Below are 20,006 nucleotides of genomic sequence, written 5' to 3'. Positions count from 1 at the left end.
CGGCCCAGGCACACAGCCAAGGCAACGGCGAATTCCGCCCACGCGCCGGCCACTCTATTGGAGTACCGAGCGTCGCGCACTGATCGACCGCACCGACGCACAGCTGCTTGATATCATCATTGACCATTCCGGTGGCTCCTTCGCGCCGCCTGGACCGGTGCAGCGAGCCTGTCAATTCGTCAGCGCAGGAGGCGGCGTCGAAACAATGCTGTCGACACAAAGAAGGGCAACACCGCGTATATGCAAAGCGCACCGACATGGACGGCAACGCCGCCGCTGACCGCGCGCTCAAGCATCGCTGGGCGAATGAGATCGACCGAATGTGCGAGCGGCAGCAAGCCCGCGACGTGCTGAAAGGAACTCGGCAGCTGGCTGTTCGGAAAGACCGCACCACACAGAAACACCATGGGTGTAATGATGAGCGTCTGGTAAAATACGAAGTAGTCGTAACTTGGCGCAAGAGATATGACGACCATGGCCAGGCTGGCGAAGACGAGGCCGGTAAGGGCGACCGTCGGCATCACATACAAAACGGACGGCCAGGAAGCATAACCCAGCACGGCAGCGACTATCCCGATTGCAGTTCCGGCCAGAATGGACTTAGTGGCCGCCCAGACCAATTCGCCCAGAACAATATCGCCAAGCGTGAGCTGTGTTGATAGGATTGCTTCCCAGGTGCGATTGGCGCCCATCCGGGCAAAGGTCGCATACATGGTTTCAAAGGTCGCGGATGTCATGGCGCTGGTCGCGACCATGCCCGCCGACAAAAATGCGATGTACGAGGTTCCCTCAACGCGGCCCACGATTAGCCCGAGACCAAAGCCAAGGCCAAACAGGTTAGTTATGGGATCTGCGAGGTTGCCGAGAACCGATGCAAGCGCGACTTTCCTCCATGCCAGGAAGTTTCGACGCCATACCGCGATCCAATTGTACGCGTTAGCGGGCATCAGCGCGGCAAAACTTTCACCCATCTCTCATTTCTCCATCTCGCGTCCGGTTAGCCGCAAAAACACGTCTTCGAGATTCGGCGGCCGCTGCAGAATGCGAAGGCCCGCTCGCCCGCGCAGTTGCACACGTACCTGCTCCGGATATGGTGCATAACAGAACAGCGTCTCTCCACTCACTTCGATGTTCCGCGCGTAAGGTCTGATCAACTCAGTGAGCTCATGCGGATCACCGCCATAGATTTCGATCACATCGCATCCGATATGCTCGTCGATCAAGGCTTCCGGCTTTCCTTCGGCGATCATGCGTCCACTCTCGAGCACGCACAGCCGATTACACAGGCGTTGCGCCTCTTCCATGAAGTGAGTAGTCAAGAGGATCGTCTTGCCGCGCGAAAGCAGGACACGCAGGCGTTCCCAGATCAGGTGACGGGCGTGCGGATCAAGACCAGTCGTGGGCTCGTCCATCACGAGCAGATGCGGGTCATTGATAAGAGCACGCGCCAGCGTGAGCCGCCGCTTCATGCCACCTGACAGTGCAGCGACGCGCACGTCCGCTTTGCTTTCAAGACGCGCAAACTCCAGCAGCGAAGGTACAACCGCCTCGATCTCGCTGGCGCTCATGCCGAAGTAACGGCCGAACATCCGCAGGTTCTCTCGTACAGTGAACTCCAGTTCAAGGTTATCGAATTGCGGCACTACGCCGATGCGCATACGTGCGACGCGAGCCCGCGCAGGCACAGCCGCGTCAAGCACTGTAATCTTGCCGGCATCCGGCGAGATCATACCAAGGAGCATACGCGCGATCGTGCTCTTGCCGGCTCCATTCGGCCCGAGCAGGCCGAAGCATTCTCCGCGCGCAACCGAGAACGACAGTTCGTCGACAATGATCTTGCCGCCAAATGACTTTCGTACGCCGGAAAGGTCGATTGCCGCGGTGGACATGTTCATCTTAGGCCGACAGAAGCCGTTCAGCCGACGTTGTCTTTCCTACGAGCGTTTTGGTCCAAAGCAGACCGTCGCACCACACATGCTCGACGCGTCCCCATTGGCAGGCGGCGGCGGCATCCGGGAAGAATCCTCGTCCGTTCAGGTTGGCACTCGTATTGCAAAGCAGTGGAATGCCCGTGAGCTGCTCAAATTCGACGAGGAGCTCTGCGATTTTGTGCGGAGAGTTGCGGGCGACCGTCTGCAGCCGCGCGGAGCCATCCAGATGGACGACGGCGGGGACCTTATCGCGCCATTCCGCCCGGGTCTCGTGATCGAACAGCATATAAGGATCTGGCGTGCCGGGGCTGAAGATCTCTGGCGCCCGATCCTCCAGGCAAATCGGCGCTACCGGCCGGAAGTGCTCGCGACGCTTGATGTCGTTGAGATGATCTTTCATTGTCGCCGACGTCGCTGCCGCAAGAATGCTTCTGCCACCCAATGCGCGCGGCCCAAGCTCGGCGCGTCCCGAGAGAAATATCACGGGCTTGTTGTCGGCGAGTATGGCCGCGAGTTCTCGTAGACTGCACGGCGCAGCCTCCCATTCCGACTGAATCTCGCCGGTCTGTAGCGCCGGGCCGCTGTAGACTGACCATTCGAGTGGCCCGAACCCATTTTTCGCTGCCATCGCACCGCAGGCAGCGCCGATCGCCGAGCCGCTGTCATTTGGAAACGGCGGCACCCAGACCTCATCGAACAATCCCGTCGCGCGAAGCGCACTATTCCACTTGATATTGAGCCCACACCCCCCGGCGACACACAGGTTTCTCGCGCCCGGAAGCGACGAGTGCCGCAGCAGAACCATCGCGATTTCCCGGACAAGAAGACGCTCCAGGAACACATGAAACGACGCCAGAACGTCCTCCGCACGCTTGCCCGTCACGCGCGGCGCGCTCGCCTCAAAAAATTCGTGCACAGCCGCAAGCGACGCCTCCGCATTATTGATATCGGCGCGATAGCGACGCGCCTGCTCCGTGTCGGCCGCGAAGCGCTTTTCGTAAAGGTCCTGAAACACCGTCACGATGGATTCGTCGACAGAGCCAAGCGCGATATAGGCCATCAGCTTGCCGGCGATGCCCAAGTCCCAATTGGTGCGGTTCGGCTGCCTGTAAGGCCCGAAATGAAGGCCAGCGGCAGCATAAGCATGACCGATCATCGGAAACAGGCACGCGATGAGCCGCGCACCGCGCGGCTCGACATAGTAGAGACGTGGAAAAATACAGCCATCCCACACCAGACAAAACGCGGGTTTTCCGGCGCCGGCAAAGGGGCTGGTGCTATAAGCCGACGCGACGTGGCCCGTCACGTGGGGGTAACTCTTATAGGGAAATACCTTGCCACCGAGGATCAGGCCGTAGCCGTCGACGGAATCAAGAAGGCCCTCGGCACGCCGCTCGACATATGGCGCCCCTTTCAGCGCGATCGGAACCGCCCCACTCAGGACCTGGAATTGCGACTCAATCTCCCCATCCCAGCCATCGATGACGAACTGATCAATATCTCGAGGGTCAAGGCCGTGTTCGGCCAATGCGAGCACGACTGCATCGAGGTTATCGACGGATTGGTAGCGTGGGCTGTTGGCGCGCTTCTCTTGCTCGGTGCAAAAGACAAGCTGCCCGTCCTCGACGACGGCAATTGCGCCATCGTGTGTTAACTTAATGCCGCAGATGCGCATACGAACCCCTGACCTAATGACCCAAATTTGGTTGTTCTGACGAGTTAGTCGGCTTCCGGAACAGGACAAGCAAACAGTCTTCGTTGACCGACTCAGTGTAGCAATGCAGACGCTCGACCTCGATCAGACTCTCTTTGAAGAGAGCAATCACCGTTTCCGCGCCGGCAGCATGGCCCCAGCGTCGACACGTGGCATCACGTGCCGATCCGAACACCAGAGCGCCATTTGGTGCAAGCAGACCCGCCAGATTGCGGATGGCCGCGTGCATCTCGACGACGTCCTTGAGGTAGTAGAGAACCTCGGCTACGACGATCAGATCGAACCGCTCGGCAGTCGAGAACTGCTTAATGTCGCAGGTTCTCCACCTGATATGTGACCATCTCTTGGTCCGTTGCCGCGCCCGCTCAATCGCCTGTGGCATGACATCCACCACGGTGAGCTGTTGGCAGTGGGGCGCCAGCATTTCGGTGAATGCGCCGGCGGCACATCCGACCTCGAGTGCATGAGCAACATCCCCGTTGCAACGCGAGATCCGGAGCATTTGCACATAGCGCTCCTGCTCGAACGAATTGCTATCGAGACGCCATGGATCGTCGACAGCCAACTCGCGTTCCAGTAGCTGGTAGTTGTTGTTGTCCGGCGTCATGGGCCTTCAACCTACTTGTAGGCGCTCGATCGATCGTGACCGCAAATCTCGATCGCGGCCACACTCGATGGAAGGTGCGGACGCTCGGACTTGCGAATTGCACCGGAACTCGCCCCGCTTCTTGCAGCGCCTATTGCGGCGGTCGTGTGCGGGACCGCAGCCTTCTTCTCTGCTTCGCTTGTCACGATGACCTTGCGCGACAGCCAGTCGCTATTGCTCAATGTACAGAGCGCATAGGCCTTCAGCGGCAGCAAAAGAAAGATGTTGATGGGTGTGTGGAGCGAGAAGCCGAGAAACCGCATATCGCGAGCACGGAATGCCGCCACGCTGCAACGGACCATCGTCATTGCTGCAATCGTCAGTACTGTCCACCAGGCCACTGACCCCGCGATGACAAACTGTGTGAGTGCAGCCAGCGACGACACGGCGAGAAGCAAGGGGCCGAGATTTTGTCCGACGACATCTAGCGTCAGATAGCCATCGAGCTCGGGGAGCAGACGCAATGCCAGAAACGTGTCCCGAAAGGTACTGCGGGCCCAACGAAGTTGCTGTCGCAGATATGGCCCAAGGCTGTCGGGCACCACGGTAGCCGCGATCGCGTCGGGAACATACTCGGTTCGAAATCCAGCCTTGAGCATGAGGATCGTTAGATGACGATCCTCGCCGAAATCGCTTGGCTTTCCACGGAAGAATTGCGTTTCGTATTGATCAAGCAGCATCGCGAGCGCCGAGCGCCGATACATGGCACATGGGCCACAGCAGCACATCACCGCACCGAATCGAGCTTGGGCCGCCCGCTCCTCGTTGCAGGCCAGCCAGTATTCCATATCGATCAGCTCGGTCAGCCAGGTTTCGTTGCGATTGCTGGCCACCAATTGGCCCATGGCCGCGCCGACTTCGGGGTGCTGCATCTTCAATACAAGCTTCGTTACCACGTCAGGGGCAAGTATCGTATCCGAGTCGACGTTGAGCACCAGATCGCCGGAAGAGTTGCGTATCGCTGCAATCTGCGCCTTGCGCTTTCCGACGTTCTTGGCAAGCAAAATGACGCGAAACCTCGGATCGTTCGCATAGATTGCATGTACAGGCGCCACAAGGTCGCGATTTGCGGATCCGTCGTCGACCACGTGGACCTGCAGCATTCCAGCGTAGTCTTGGCTTGCAAGCGACGCGAGGCATTCAGAGAGTGTGTCTGGATCCTCGTTGAAACACGGCACGATGACATCTACGCTGGGCAGAGCCACCTCGGCTTGTCCTAGATCGTCGTGCAGCTGCGAGGTATTGGCCGGCTGAGCGTAAAGCGCTTGCGCGCTCTTGTAGACGGTCGAGAGCAGCGCATAAGACGAAACGGCGACAGCGCTGGTTGTAGCGAGCAGGTCCATTGGGTGCCAATTTTTTCAGTGAAGTTGAGGAAGCGGATGGATTTCGAATCCGCGCAGCTGGAGTGCCGGAATCAGATATGACAGCGCCCTCACCGTCTGATCGCGCGATGTGGCATCCGTGCACGATATCGCCTCATCCGGAGGATATCCGTCGTGCAGGAGCACAATTGCACCCGGGCGAACGGCCGCCATCACTGAGTTCACGATGCTATCGACCCCGGGGCGCGACCAATCTCTTGGATCGACCGACCAATGCACAGCTGCGAGCCCTGCCTTGGCTGACGTAGCAAGCACGTCTTCGGTCCATATGCCGTAGGGGGCCCGCATGTGCCTGGGCAACGCCTGCGGACATGCCAATCGAATGGCCCTGCTCGCCGTGAGCACCTCATTGTGTACCTCCGCCGGTTCGCATCTGGACAGATCCGGATGCGTCATCGTGTGGTTTGCAACTTCGTGCCCTTCGGCGATCATTCGCCGAATGAGTTCAGGCTGGTCGGCCGCGTACGTGCCGATAACGAAGAACGTCGCCGGCACCCGATGATGGGTCAGCAAATCGAGGACGTATGGCGTGCAGAATGGGTTGGGCCCATCGTCGAAGGTCAAGTAGACCGAGCGACTTCCGTTGACGCCACCGTAGTCGCACCGCGCAGCAGATTGGCGGATGAGTTCGTTCACAGCTCGGGCCCGTTCCGATCGATAACCGTTCCAGCCGGCCACTCGCCGATTGAGCGTCCAACCGGGAACACCACCACGAGCACGTCTTCGACGCGGATCGGCGACAAATTGGGGTAGACATCTGGCTGGGTGGAACGGACACGAACGCCAGACATGAGGGTTGCTAATCCCTGCCTTCCGACCAGCCTGGTAAAATGCTTCTCAAGCGCGGGCCGGACCGTGCCAAAACCGAATGGCACCCCTAACTCATGCAGCACAGGATACATCACGCGCATCGAGTGGCTGATTCCAAGCCCCTCAAGATCGGGACGCACGGCATATAGTCCAAGTTCGGCCACGAGAAGGTCGATGCCATCTATCTTGATGAAGCGGCGTAGTAGACCGACATGAGCCGCAACGCCGCGCGCGTCGTGACCGATGATCCGGACTTCAGGCCTTGCACCGGCCCAACTCCGATTGCCTTCGAACGGCTGCGCATTGAACGCACCGGTCGGCCCGTAACTCTTACGGAAGAAGTCGGCAAGCTCGGTATGATCGGCGAGCTGCAGCTCGTTTTCCCAGCGGCGGCTCCACTGCACTTGAGTGCGCGCGGAAGGCGCTTCCGCAGTCCTGGATGCGGCAATATTCATGGCGGACTTCCCTGCGCCAGTGGCGGTGAGAGCGGAGAGCTCATCGATGGCGCGCCCAGCTGGCGCCAGATCAAGTTCGGTCCTATGCATCTTCGACACGCCTTGTACTGCGATGGATAGGCGCGCCATTTGGTCAGCCGCCGCAACTATTTGGCATCCGCAATCTGCGCACGCCGATTGGTCGCGACACTAAGGTGAGGCTGAGCGGGCCCTCAAGTGTACGCGGGTAAACCGCCGATATGGAAAGGGTTGGAACACACATACGAAGGTTTAGCGGGACCTGCCTACGATCGCAGCGCGTGCTTGTCGCACAGGGAAACGGCGCAACTCGCATGTGGCAGCAACACCCACTGCTCACGCCGATTCGGCGGCCACTCGCACGTCCAGGAGTTCTTCTTCGAGCTCGCGTGCGACCAGCAGCCATCGTGGTATGCCTAATTCATTTTCCAAACTGATGTTTGCTATCCAACATTCCGCAATTTGGTAAAATCGATTGTTTCGATAGAACACATCCATACGATGGATAGACTCACAAATGCGGTTCAAGGGACTTGATCTAAATCTTCTCGTTGCGCTCGATGCTCTAATGACCGAGCGCAACCTCACAGCGGCGGCGCGCAACATTAATCTGAGCCAGCCCGCTATGAGCGCCGCGATCGCGCGGCTGCGCAGCTACTTTCGCGATGAATTGTTTACGATGAGAGGTCGCGAGCTCGTCCCGACGCCCGGCGCTGAGGGGCTTGCAGGCCCCGTTCGCGAGGCCCTGCTGCACATCCAACTCTCGATCATCTCTCGTGAAGCGTTCGACCCGGCTCAGTCGAGCCGACGCTTCAGAGTCATTCTCTCTGATTTCATGACAATCGTGTTTTTTCGGAGGATTGTCGATCGTATCGCGCAGGAGGCGCCTACAGTGCGCTTCGAATTGCTGCCAGTTTCCGATGAGCCTGGTGAGTTGCTCCGCCGCGGCGAGGTCGACTTTCTCATTCTGCCGGAACTGTTCATGTCGAGTGCGCATCCGAAGGCGACGCTATTCGATGAGACCCTCGTGTGCGTGGGATGCCGCACGAACAAGCAGCTATCGCGGCCACTTACTTTCGAGAAATACAATTCTATGGGGCACGTTGCTGCCAAGTTCGGACGGGCGCTGAGGCCCAACCTCGAAGAATGGTTTTTGCTCGAGCACGGCTTGAAAAGACGGATCGAGGTCGTTGTGCAGGGCTTCAGCCTTATTCCGCCCATATTGCTGGATACGGGCCGTATAGGGACAATGCCGTTACGTCTTGCCAGACATTTCGAAAAGCGAATGCCCTTACGGATCGTGGAGCCACCGCTTCCCCTGCCTTCATTCACCGAGGCAGTGCAGTGGCCTGCATTCCACAATACCGATCCGGCGAGCATTTGGATGCGGCGGATCTTGCTGGAGGAGGCATCCAACATGGCATCTGGGCATCGGGAACCCACAGCGCGCAGGCGCGGCTAGCTTCGCCACAAGCCGCCCCCCGGCAGTAGAACAACCCCTACCCGATCATCGGCGGGCTGGCCGGCTGTCTCATTTCAGCGTCGCGTACAGCCACGCTGCAAAATGCGCGCGTGCGCCGGCAATGGACTGCCGGCTCGCGCACGTAATGATCTCGCAAAATGTTGTTTACTACGCCTGTCCTGCGGGCACGATCCGGCACCGTCGCGGAAGGACTCACGTCCTCGGATACAATGATATTTGATGGGGCCAATTTAACTGCTTGAATCCGACACTGCGTCAGGTTGTAGTTTCGTCTCCTGACTAACGCTGCGCTGGTGGACGTCGATGGGTCGCATCGGGCGAACTCACGAATATACGCGATAGGCACGGCACTTCGGCTGGCAACTCGACCGGGCCGAGTTGCCAGTGTGGCCCAGGATCGACGGAGCTCGATCAGGTTGGCGCCCGACGGGTCCAGAGGTAGGTCGGAGCCCGGTCGCCCTGCCGGACATTCTGCGATGATCCGCGAGCTTTCTTTTCGCGATCGCGCCAGAGGAACGAAGTTGATTCGGGCGAGCCAGTGCTGCCGCTTCAGATGCAGCCATTGCCGCTCATTGTATGCACTGTAAAGACGATCGCGTCGGATAGTTGGATATGCGTTTCAAAGGCCTGGATCTGAATCTTCTCGTTGCCCTCGATGCTCTTATGACTGAGCGCAGTCTTACCGCAGCAGCACGCAAGATCAACCTCAGCCAGCCGGCCATGAGCGCAGCCGTTGCTCGGCTGCGCTCCTACTTTCGCGATGAGATGTTTGCGATGAGGGGCCGGGAACTTGTCCCTACCGCACGCGCAGAAGGACTGGCGGGTCCCGTTCGCGAGGCTCTGATGCACATCCAACTGTCCATCATCGCTCGCGACGCGTTCAATCCGGCGCAATCGACGCGGCGATTCAGGATCGGTCTTTCTGACTTCATAACGGTCGTATTCTTCCGACATGTCGTAGAGCGCGTCGCACGAGAGGCACCCGCCGTCAGCTTCGAACTGGTGGCGCTCACGGATGAGCACGATGAGCTTCTTCGGCGTGGCGAGGTTGATTTTGTTATCCTGCCTGAACTATTCATGTCTAGCGCGCACCCACGGATAGCCCTGTTCGAGGATAGGCTGGTGTGTGTGGGCTGCAGCACGAACGGGCAGCTGCAGCGACGGCTTACATTTGATCGATATATGTCAATGAGCCACGTTGCGGTTAAGGTCGGAGTTGCGCGCAAACCTCCCATCGAGGAGTGCTTTTTGCTCGATCGCGGCCTCAACCGGCGCATCGACGTTCTCGTGCAGAACTACGGCATGATTCCGCCCATGCTGGAGGGCACGAGCCGCATAGGGACCATGCCATTCAGGCTCGTTAAGCATTTCGAAAGGATGGTGCCTCTTCGGATTGCCGAGCTTCCGCAGTCATTCCCCTCCTTCACCGAGGCGGTCCAATGGCCAGTCCTTCACAATAGCGATCCGGAGAGCATCTGGATGCGAGAGATATTGTTGCAGGAGGCGGCACGCATGACATCTGTACCTGACGAGTGCTCCATGATCTCCGCTTCGGGACAAGCGGATACTGACAGAAGCTTGGCGAGAGCTGCCTCGCGTCCATCGTAAGGACCCTTTGCAGGCTACGCGAATCTCCGCCTGCATGTTTCGACAGCTGAATTTTAGACTACTCTACCGACGCTCATTCTTTGCTCATGAACGTCCCGCGGCTTCGCTGCCTCAGCCGCCAACACGACGCTGTTGTGAGACTCTCACCTGAGGATCGCCATCGACATGCGGGCGACGGCTCAAGCCGCCTGTCGCGTGGTTTTAGAGGGCCGCGCATCAGAGACGAAGCAACACACGGCTGATGCTCACTTGAGCCAGGCCCTACACAACACTGCCTCGCCCAGCAGCCATATATAGATGAGTAAGATCAGCTCGGAGCTCGCCGTCCACTCTCAGAGCTAGTAGGGCTCCTCACGGCCGCAGCCGATTCGCTTTCGCCGAGCCGCACAGCCCTCACACCGATCCGTTACGGAGGTGGCGGGACTCGCTCGTGCGATTCTGCAGAACACCGCGCACCTGTGTTGCCTTGTCGCATCACCTTAAAGTGCATCGCACCTTCATCGCTTTGCGTCGCCAGTCTGACTTCTTTTGGCCCTACCGCGGCCAAACGTCTTGACGACGTGCGCTGCCTTGGCGCAATGACAACAAGGAGCTGATCGTTGGAACAGTACAGAGGCGTATTCGATCCGGAAGAACTTTCTGTCTTAGGAAGCCTCTTTGACGGCGCAATCACCGCGTTACCGCCATCGATGCGAACTTCTGAAAATCGCACAGCCGTTGCCAAACTCATCTTGGAGCGTGCAGAGATCGGCGAGTCTGGACTGGCACGCCTGATGAACTTGTTGATCACCATTTCCCCTCAGGGTTGATCGCCAGCCATTCTGAGGATAGTCACCATCTCTTACGCTGGAATAGAAGACGATCCAGCTAGAGCTTTGAAATAGCTTGAATCACACGTGACGTCAGGTTGTAGGCTTTGAAATTGAACAACATGAGCAAAGCTACACCACGTAGGCGTCGATGGCGCATTGGCGAACTTGCAGAGGCGACCGGAGTGACGGTACGCACGCTGCATCATTATGAGCATACGGGACTCTTAGCCGCATCAGAACGCACTGACGGCGGTCACCGGATGTACGATCGCGAAAGCGTTCAACGGGTTCATCAGATTCGAGCGCTACGTGAGCTTGGCTTCTCCCTCCACGAAATCCGGAAGGCTATGGAGGGCACGACTTCACTGATTGATCTCCTACGCAAACATTTGGAGCGGATCGAACTTCAAGTCGCTCGAGCAACCCTGTTGCGAGATCGTTTACGTGACATGACCACGGACAGTGAGATCCAGGTGAGTGTAGACGAGCTGCCTGCCACCTTGGTAGCCATGTCTCGGGTTGAGACGCGTAACCAAACCTCGCGATGCACCTGTAAGCTGGTCGCCGAGCGCGACGAGCGGTGGCGGCGGATTCGCGACGAGCTGCGCGATTGTATGGATAGAGGCGAACATCCCTGTGGTGAGCGAGCAAAGGCTGTCGCAGTTGCAGCGCGGTTGCTAATCGGCGAAATCGCCGGAGCTGATTCACGCGTTTCGACGATCCTCAAGGTCCTTGCGCGGTTGAGCGCCCCGCGCAGTCTGGCGGGTTGGGATCCCAGTCTCATGCAGTATCTCGATCTCGCCCTTGCCGGCTTGGAAGATCAGCCGTACTGACGGCATGGCCCAGGCACGCGCGGAATTGTCCCTTGATCTTGGCCATCTAGATGAGAGCCGTTGACGCCTCGTACACCAGCTCGAGGCGCGACGGCCGAGTGCGTGGCTCAACCGAACAGATCTTCCCGCCTGGCCCCCCCGAGCCTCCCGCCGCCGCCATGGTCAGACGCATCCTCAAAAAGCGCTTGAACCGCACGTAACGTCACATTGTAAGCTCTGGTTGCGGTGTGGCCGAGCTGACGTGCACGAGTTCGCTCAGCAACCGCATCGACGTCCGGAGACAAGTCGGACCGCCAACGCAGGCGGCTCACTTCAGGTGAACATTGGAGCTCTACAATGTTGGGTAGGCGCCACGCTTTGGCTGCAAGTGCAGCGCTGCTTTTCAGCGCTCTTGCCTCGACCACGCGCGCCTCCGACGTCAATATTGCGGTGGCTGGTCCGATGAGCGGAAGCAGCGCTGCGTTTGGCGCACAAATGCGCGATGGCACGGCTGCCGCCCGTCGAGGCATTGAACGCATCGGGCCAACTTCCAGATAGCAAGCTGATATTGACTGTCGTCGACGACGCATGTGACCCCAAGCAAGCCGTCGCAGTGGCGAACAAGCTTTCAGCAGAGCGCGTGCGGCTGGTCGTTGGTCATTTTTGTTCTTCTTCGTCGATTCCAGCCTCCGACGTCTACGACGAAGCGGGCATTCTTCAAATGTCACCTGGTTCGACAAATCCTAGGCTGACGGAGCGTGGTCTTAAGACGGTATTTCGGATCTGCGGCCGCGACGACCAACAGGGCCTCGTTGCAGCAGAGTACATTCGCAAAAACTACCATAACGAGACAATCGCAGTGCTCGATGACAAGAGCACGGCAGGCAAGGGCATTGCCGACGTGGTCGCGGCACAGCTTCAGAGGTCAGGTGAGACCGTCATTCGACAAAGCTATGTGGCGGGTGAAAAGGACTATGCTGCGCTGGTCTCGAGGATGAAGAACGGGGGGGTGCGGGTCGTCTATATCGGCGGATATCATACCGAAGTTGGACTGATCGTACGCCAAGCGTCAGAAGCGGGTGCGGGCCTCACCATCATGGCGAACGATCCGCTGATGACCTCTGAATTCTGGGCCATTACCAGCAGTGCCGGAAATGGCACGTTGTTCACCTTCATGGACGACCCCACCAAGAATGCCAACGCGGCCGGCATCACGGCCAGACTTAAAGCTGCCAACCTCTCCGCCGAGGGCTACACGCTTTACGCCTATGCAGCCGTCCAAGCATGGGCAGAGGGGGTGAAGCGGGCCGGCTCGTTCGATGCTCGACGGGTCGCCGACGCCCTTCGTTCGCGCCCGACCGATACCGTAGTCGGCCCAGTTCTGTTTGATTCCAAGGGAGACAACGCGGCTCCTGGGTTTCTCGTTTACCGGTGGCGCGACGGGCATGTCGAAGCTGTTGAGCAGAACTGATCGGGGCGATGCGTAGCCTCCCACAATTCACCCGAGGACACAGATGATGAGACACCCTGACGACCTTAGTGCAGCGATACTCGGGTGCTCTCTTATACTCGCGGCCTTCGGAGCATTTTTTGCGCTCGCTGCGGCTCTCGCACAGCTGCCTGACGTCGATCCGCAGGCAGATGAGTTACGACAGATGATAGACAAATAGTACCCGTGCCAACCTTCAGCGTTGCTACTCGACCTTGCCAAGCTAGTCTCGATCAGTTCGATGCTTGCCCCCTTTGGTTCGCCGGATCTTTCTCAAATAATCCTTCCATGCCTTCTGCAGCGGCTAGGCGAATGGCGGTTCAGTCACAGAACTTAGCCATGAAATTCGATTTGCAGCGACAATTCGCGCGATTGAGCGCACATGCTGACAAATGCACTTGCGCGCTCCAAACTATGGCCATTGCCGGGCCGTGCGAAACACCGCGAACTGCGCACAAGACGACCAATTGGCGTTCCAGCCAACCCACTCTCCACGCGACGCGCGCCAAACTTGTCTTCAATGAGAACTCATTGTCGCTATCCGCCGGCTTAGTCGAAGGCTTGTTGCTACCCTTGCACAGCAATGCTGTTCTGCAAGGAAAGGATCTACCTGGGGGCGAGCCGCCGCCAAGCCGCCCGGCGCCACGTACAAATCGGCGCTATTTACACGATACAGAATATTTTCAACGTCGGTGTGATCCGCCAAGCTATCGGTGTCTGCATCTTTGGGCTCCGCTTTGCCAAGGACAACCTTCGGCCTATCCGGCCTGAAAGACGGGAAGTTGCAGCAGACTTCATTGAGCTCGAACCTTCTGGAGTACCTTCCGACCCAGGTTTCGCCCTGGCGCGCGGCAGATGACCTCTTATTGGGCATTTGCTCCAGCTGGCGAGCAACTCTTGCCGCAACAAGGGCGGACAGATGAAGCGATCAAGATTCACCGAAGAGCAGATTATCGCGATATTGAAGGAGCATGAGGCTGGTGCGAAGGCGGCCGACGTAGCTCGCAGGCACAGGACCTCTGAAGCGGAGATCTACAATTGGAAAGCCAAGTTTGGCGGCATGGACATTTCTGCGGCCAAGCGATTGAACGCCCTGGAAGAGGAGAACGCGAAGCTAAAGATGCTACTGGTCGAGCACATGCTCGGTGTGGCGGCGCTCCGCGAGCTTCTGCCAAAGTAGTGATCAGGACTGCAGATCCTCATGGGACCCAATCACCTCGTGCTAGCCCAGCCACCATACCCCAATGAGCGGATCAAGAGCAGTCAAATACCGGGCAAGCCGTCTTTGAGCGCCGCGGCACCAGGCAACCCAGGACTCCTGGTCCAAAAACGGAGATGATCAAGTGAAAAGCAGCCCTCCTTCAAAACTAACGTGCGGAATCTTTGACCATTTGGACGACGACGGCCGCGATGTCGCGCGACAATACGAAGATCGCCTCAAATTGGCGGAGGTGTGCGATTCCCTGGGCTTCTACGCGTATCATCTGGCCGAGCACCATTGCACACCACATGCTAGAGGGCCGTCACCAAATCTTTTTTTATCTAGCGTCGCGCAGCGCACTCAGAGACTGCGCGTTGGGCCGCTGGTCCTGTTGCTCAATCTCTATCATCCCTTGCGCGCATTCGAAGAGATCTGCATGCTTGACCAATTGAGCGGCGGCAGACTTGAGCTCGGCATCGGACGCGGTTCGCTGCCGACTGAATGGGGCTATTTCGGCGTCAGCGCGGACGCGGCGCCAGAGCGTTATGAGGAGGCCAGCGAAATCCTGAATGCCGCGCTGAAGGGGCACACGCTATCCTATCACGGACGCTTCTTTGAGCTGAGCGAAATACCTTTGACCATGAGGCCTCATCAGCATCCACATCCGCCGACCTGGATCACGAGCAATCGGACGGAGTCGGCAGAGTGGGCTGCTGCAAATGGCGCCAATCTGGCGTGCCTGGGCCGCTCCTCAGCGGTCCGAAACATTACGGATGCGTTCCGCTCCCAGCGGGCGCGCATTGCGCCAACGGACGATCGGGAGCCGTTTCTTGGTTTGCTCCGCATGGTCGTGATCGCGCAGTCTGACCGAGATGCCCATGTAGCGGCGGAATTGGCTTACCAGCGATGGCTGGAGAGCTTCAAGTTCGTTTACGAGCTGAACGCCATTCCGACGCCACCCACCCTACCGCTGACCTTCGATGCAGCGCTCGATAGCGAATTATGCGTCGTCGGAACGCCAGCTTCCGTCCGACGACTCCTTCTTAGCCAGATGGAGGAGGCAGGTGCCAACTACCTACTTTGCCAGCTTGCCTTCGGGAACCTTCCGTTGGAAGCTTCTCTATACACCGCAACCACAATCAGATCTGAAATCATCGCTGGCTTTGGCTGACAATCACTATCCGATCTTGCCACCTCAAAGGAGCTGCGCGACGACGTTTATCTATGATCGGCCGTCCTGCAGAACGGGCGAATTCAGATCTCCTGCCTTACTCAGCAGGAGGTCCGCAGACCCATGAGGACACGGTCGCATCGATCACCCGCCATGGCGGCCGGTCTGCCGGTGTCGCCGAGGTGACGTGAACTGGCTTGGAGAACGGCGGCATGACAAGCCGGCTCGATTCGCATGCGGTTGGCATTGTGCGTCATCGAAGAACAGATCCGCCACGATCGAGTATGCTATCCGCCGGTTGGATGCGTCCCATCAAAACTTTCGATTTTACCGGTTTTAACCAAATGTCCCATAGTCGATCGCAGATTTCCGGAAAACATCCTTCGCGAACCACGTGTGACAATGGAACCATTTTGCTTTGAGCATGGTTGCAGGGCAACTCCACCCGCCCGTGTCTGCCCCAACGATCCCTCCCTAGCCCGCAAACCCCGGCACGCGCCGCCCACGTTTGGTTGGATGGCAGATCGCAACGTCACGCGGGCAATCTACCGCTTAGTCGCTAACCTAATTGTCATCATGCTAAAGGCGCCCGAGAAGATCAGCTCTCACGAACTCTTATTGGCTAGGGTCCATGCGTGCGCCGGCTAGAATTCCAATAGGCGACCTGCTCTCGCAGCCAAGGCGAACCGGACCTATCGCCTCGACCCTCCTGCCCGCGCGATCAACCTGGCGCTGTGACGGCTCGCAGACGATACAGGGCCGTCAGCGATCTGACTGCCGGATTTGCAAGGCATATTTTCTCAGGCCACGACGAAGCACGGCAGTCGATGTGTGTGGCAGGACCGGCCACACAGTATCACTGCGCGCTCCCCTAAGTCGTCGTCGTGGGGGATCCTTACTGGGCTCGCCGGCTCAGTGCTGCTCGTCGCCGGCAACCCTCACTCGCGTCCTGCAAACTTGTACCGTGGTCATCTCATTTTATGCACCGCCCTCGACCGACTGCAGCAGGGTACAGCTTTCTGCAGCCGCAACTCGTTCTAGCCATGCGCCTGCAGCCCCGCTAACGGGACAAACGACGCATTCTCTTTACTCTGCCTAGCGCGCTTTTCATTACTCTGGAGCAACACCATGGAACTTGATCCTTCCAATTCACGCATAGAAGACCTGACGCACCGCATCGACCTGCAACTTGACATCGTGGCCGCCCTCGTCGGCGAGGACGGTAACGGGTTCGAGGCGGTCAGACTGCTCAATGCACACACAAACGAAATGATAAATGCGGAGCTAGCGCTCGGTCAGCTCGCCGATGCGAGGGCCAGCGGCTGCAATGGCGACGGGCAGGCGGCGCGGATACTCCGAGACCGCGGCGTCTATCATCCAGAAGACCTCCAAATTTTGGGACGCCTTTTCGATCAAGCGGTGGCGGCCTTACCTGAGGCTCTGCGCACCCCTGCCAACCAGTTGAAGATCGCCACCCTGATTCTCTCCCGTGCAGCGGAGTGAGATTCTATTTCGAGTTTTCCGTCGGTTGACGGCGCGATCAGGGTCTGATCAGAGTTGGGGCACGGCGTGCTGCGGTTTAACGTACCCAGCACCGCAGCAAGCCTCAGATTGAATTTACGTATCGTCGCGCGGAGCGCGTCGCCTCCACTGCTTTTTCCGTTTGCCACCGGATTCGAACCGATCCCGTCGCACTAAGCGATCTTGCGCGGGAGAGGACCCGTTTGCCCCTCGATCTCAACTGGGCTTTTCCTGTATCAAGTACTTCATGGCTATGTATTCTGTATGCCGCAGCCAACCCGACGGCGGATAGCGAATGAACGCAACGCATGTGGTGACGTGCGGGCAAGGCCTTCTCGTCCGATCGAGTGTTTGACGCTTGGCTCAATGGTTTGGCACTCACTTTGCGGCGGCATTGACCCTTACCCCACGATCTACACTCCACGACGTCTTGCAGGGCGACACGAACCAGATCATCACAATTGCCCTGCACCTCGTCACCACTTCTCTACTGCATTCCACAAGACGCACACTTCAAACCATCGGTTACGCGCAGGGATTGAACAGCAGAACGACGGCCACGCCGCCGACATATGTCACAAAGCGAACAAATCCTGTCCGGAATGCGTCCCGCACTTAGAAGATGACATCGTACAAAACGGGTAATGTACCAAACGGACAGCACTTGGCTTCGACCCTTCTTAGCTCGAGGTTGCGCATGCGGTGAACGGTCTTTCCTCAGCTTCGACTGTAGCGTCGTTTGGTCCGGACCGATTTTCTGATTTCTTCGAGCCACTACTGACAGCAGGCAATGCGGTAATCAGCAGAGAAGCGCGCGACAACGCATACTTGCCGTCAAATGATTCAGAATCATTCGAATTGAAGCGCGCACCACCACGTTCGGTCATCCGCGCTTCAACAAGCATCTATATAAATTCGCTCGCAGCGCCGAGATCAGCTCGACACGGGCGAGCGCGCCTACGGATCCGACCTCTTGACAGCTGGATAGATCACGGGCGCTCGGTGTTTTGAACAAATTACTTCTTTGTATTCAGGATATCGCAGGAGTTTGAGATGGCTCAGATATCATCCGAGCAAGTGCAGGCGCCAGAGGTTCTCGTAAGCACCGCATTTGATAAGGCGTGGCGCTTTGTCGAGAAAGATCCGCTCCTGGCGCACAATCACAAGGCAGTGCTTCATAGTCGCTTGCGAGCCTCCCTGGAGTGCTCGATAAGAAACGGTGAACGGAATGCCTTGCATCTGGCAAACGAGGCGATACGCAACTTGCGCGCAGAATTGGCATTTTCGACCAAACAGTAGGGTAGCTCCCACCACTATAGGAACGATGGGCTACGTGACAGCTCTCCCTCATCGAAGCGCCATGTGAGCAATCTCAATATATCGTGGTCGAAGTCCTCCTCCAGGCCATTCTGCTTCGCTGAACCGCGCCCTCGACTAAAGCTGCCGGTACAAAGCTCCTGACGCTACGATACCAGTCAGCCGGGCCATGATCGTAGACCGCCGACAGCAAGATGAGTTCGTCGTCCCCGGGAATGCTTTATCAGCAGGACCTAAATTTCGACGAAATGCTTGAACAGCGATCCGCCTGTAAGTTGTGTGCAGCTTGCGCTTCGAAGCTGAGTGATGCGGATTAGGCACGTCAGACGGGCGGCATCGCATCGCAGGCCATCATCAGCAGAAGGGAGACGCTGGGCGATTCGTGGCTTTCAGTTCATTCAGCACTGCTTGGTCCGCAAATGCCTTCTCGCTGTTTGCGCCTCACCGATCGGAGCATCCTGGTCAGGTCTACGCACTACGACGGTTGCACGCTCAACAATCTGACGCGGCGTTCGATTTAACTCATTTCTTCCGAAACAATGTGGTGCTGCAGTTACAGCAATTCGCGATGATCTTGTTAAGACGCATCGCGCCGGGCGGCATCAAAAGGAACGACACTCGAATGAAGAATTTGCTGGTTCTGACTGCAAGCATCGGCGCACTCACTGCGGCCGCTCCCGCATTCAGCGCGGACTTCGCCGCGCAGCCCGTCAACATCAAGGCGGCACCGCAGCCGGTCGTAGCCACAATCAACGACTGGACCGGCTACTATATCGGTATCAATGGCGGCTGGGGATCGAGCCACAATTGCTGGGACTTCAACGGCATCACTCCCGAGCGTTGCCATAATTCGACTGGTGCTACCGTTGGCGGCCAGATCGGCTATCGCTGGCAGATCTTCAAAACGGTCTACGGCATTGAAGGTCAAGGCAACTGGGCTGACTTCAGCGGCTCCAATGTCAGCACCGCCTTCCCGGCAGACATCATTGGCACCAAGACAGATGCTTTCGGCTTGATGACCGGCCATGTCGGCTATGCGTTCGACCCCGTGCTGCTCTACGTCAAGGGCGGTGCTGCAGTGACCAGCAACACTTATCACGTCAACTCAGTGGCTACTGCGACCGAAATTGCCAGAAACAACGATGTGCGTTGGGGTGGCGCCCTCGGTGCCGGGATCGAAGTCAGCCTCACTCCGAGTTGGTCGGCTGGCGTCGAGTATGACCATTTGTTCATGCAAGGCAGCAACGTAACCTTTCCAACAGCGGTAGGCGGTGATCGCGTCCACCAGGACATCGATCTCGTCACAGCGCGGCTCAATTACAAATTCGGCCCGGCGTTTGGTCGATAGCAACCTCCACGCGCTTGCGGTAAATCGTGAGCCCCGACCGTCGGTCGGGGTTCTTTCTTCAAGCGCTCGTGTCACATCCGCCGATACCTCGCGATGTCCGACTCGAGCAGTCCGAGCCAGATCATCGGCCGGATGGCCCCTGGTTACTGGAACTCCGGGCCTGGCGGTCCAAGTCACGATCCGACACTTCGATGGTTATCGAGCTTCATAATCTGACGCTGGGTCTTAGCGTCGTGCGTGCAATTCCGATAAATATTGTCCAGCTTTAGACTTGCCGGAAGCTGCGAC

Annotated in this window: 16 protein-coding genes and 1 pseudogene; 10 read left to right on the top strand and 7 right to left on the bottom strand. The window is 58.1% G+C overall.

The features are described from left to right. Positions 1-179 precede the first annotated feature (179 nt). Genes ACVMDN_RS05240 through ACVMDN_RS05210 form a run of 7 tightly spaced genes read right to left on the bottom strand, consistent with a single transcriptional unit; the run spans position 180 to position 6,938 of the window. Positions 180-971, bottom strand: coding sequence for an ABC transporter permease (locus ACVMDN_RS05240; RefSeq protein WP_069280013.1), 792 nt, complete (start codon positions 969-971; stop codon positions 180-182). Between the two features lie 3 nt (positions 972-974). Next, positions 975-1,895 carry a nodulation factor ABC transporter ATP-binding protein NodI gene (nodI, locus tag ACVMDN_RS05235; protein ID WP_245314072.1) on the bottom strand — a complete coding sequence of 307 codons (921 nt, stop codon included), beginning with the start codon at positions 1,893-1,895 and terminating at the stop codon, positions 975-977. Position 1,896: 1 nt separating this feature from the next. Beyond that, positions 1,897-3,606: a nodulation protein NodU gene (gene nodU / locus ACVMDN_RS05230; protein ID WP_069280014.1), complete on the bottom strand. Its 1,710-nt coding sequence runs from the start codon at positions 3,604-3,606 to the stop codon at positions 1,897-1,899. A gap of 13 nt (positions 3,607-3,619) precedes the next feature. Then, positions 3,620-4,252: a nodulation methyltransferase NodS gene (gene nodS, locus ACVMDN_RS05225; RefSeq protein ID WP_069280015.1), complete on the bottom strand. Its 633-nt coding sequence runs from the start codon at positions 4,250-4,252 to the stop codon at positions 3,620-3,622. 11 nt (positions 4,253-4,263) lie between these two features. Continuing rightward, positions 4,264-5,634: a chitooligosaccharide synthase NodC gene (gene nodC / locus ACVMDN_RS05220; protein WP_081334889.1), complete on the bottom strand. Its 1,371-nt coding sequence runs from the start codon at positions 5,632-5,634 to the stop codon at positions 4,264-4,266. Between the two features lie 15 nt (positions 5,635-5,649). After that, positions 5,650-6,309 (bottom strand): chitooligosaccharide deacetylase NodB, encoded by a 660-nt coding sequence (gene nodB, locus ACVMDN_RS05215; protein WP_069280016.1) that lies wholly within the window; start codon positions 6,307-6,309, stop codon positions 5,650-5,652. Further along, positions 6,306-6,938: a NodA family N-acyltransferase gene (locus ACVMDN_RS05210; protein ID WP_069280041.1), complete on the bottom strand. Its 633-nt coding sequence runs from the start codon at positions 6,936-6,938 to the stop codon at positions 6,306-6,308. Before ACVMDN_RS05210 ends, nodB begins: the two co-directional genes overlap by 4 nt. Positions 6,939-7,473: 535 nt before the next feature. On the opposite strand from ACVMDN_RS05210, the gene nodD1 reads away from it, so the two are divergent. The 10 genes and pseudogenes from nodD1 (at position 7,474) to ACVMDN_RS05160 (ending at position 19,718) form a co-directional block, all read left to right on the top strand. Beyond that, positions 7,474-8,418, top strand: coding sequence for a transcriptional regulator NodD1 (gene nodD1, locus ACVMDN_RS05205; protein ID WP_069280017.1), 945 nt, complete (start codon positions 7,474-7,476; stop codon positions 8,416-8,418). Between the two features lie 633 nt (positions 8,419-9,051). Further along, positions 9,052-10,047 (top strand): transcriptional regulator NodD2, encoded by a 996-nt coding sequence (gene nodD2 / locus ACVMDN_RS05200; RefSeq protein ID WP_092083568.1) that lies wholly within the window; start codon positions 9,052-9,054, stop codon positions 10,045-10,047. Between the two features lie 599 nt (positions 10,048-10,646). Then, on the top strand, positions 10,647-10,856 hold the full coding sequence (locus tag ACVMDN_RS05195; RefSeq protein WP_081334890.1) for a hypothetical protein: 210 nt from the start codon (positions 10,647-10,649) through the stop codon (positions 10,854-10,856). Positions 10,857-10,978: 122 nt separating this feature from the next. Continuing rightward, positions 10,979-11,692, top strand: a complete 714-nt coding sequence (locus ACVMDN_RS05190) for a MerR family transcriptional regulator (protein WP_176731412.1) — start codon at positions 10,979-10,981, stop codon at positions 11,690-11,692. Between the two features lie 481 nt (positions 11,693-12,173). After that, on the top strand, positions 12,174-13,142 hold the full coding sequence (locus ACVMDN_RS05185) for a branched-chain amino acid ABC transporter substrate-binding protein (protein ID WP_456843613.1): 969 nt from the start codon (positions 12,174-12,176) through the stop codon (positions 13,140-13,142). A 937-nt stretch (positions 13,143-14,079) separates the two neighbouring features. After that, positions 14,080-14,337 (top strand): annotated as a pseudogene (locus ACVMDN_RS05180) (transposase); the annotation flags it as partial. Positions 14,338-14,503: 166 nt separating this feature from the next. Continuing rightward, entirely contained in the window at positions 14,504-15,532 is a 1,029-nt protein-coding gene (locus ACVMDN_RS05175; protein ID WP_057021389.1) for an LLM class flavin-dependent oxidoreductase, read from the top strand. Between the two features lie 1,128 nt (positions 15,533-16,660). Beyond that, entirely contained in the window at positions 16,661-17,035 is a 375-nt protein-coding gene (locus ACVMDN_RS05170) for a NolY (RefSeq protein ID WP_069280023.1), read from the top strand. Between the two features lie 1,071 nt (positions 17,036-18,106). Further along, on the top strand, positions 18,107-18,352 hold the full coding sequence (locus tag ACVMDN_RS05165) for a hypothetical protein (RefSeq protein ID WP_081334891.1): 246 nt from the start codon (positions 18,107-18,109) through the stop codon (positions 18,350-18,352). Positions 18,353-18,992: 640 nt separating this feature from the next. After that, on the top strand, positions 18,993-19,718 hold the full coding sequence (locus ACVMDN_RS05160) for an outer membrane protein (RefSeq protein WP_456835893.1): 726 nt from the start codon (positions 18,993-18,995) through the stop codon (positions 19,716-19,718). The last annotated feature ends 288 nt before the right edge of the window (positions 19,719-20,006 follow it).

The organism is Bradyrhizobium sp. USDA 4510, assembly GCF_054059095.1.
The sequence above is the reverse complement of the archived record's forward strand: the minus strand, read 5'-3'. Positions and strand labels throughout refer to the sequence as shown.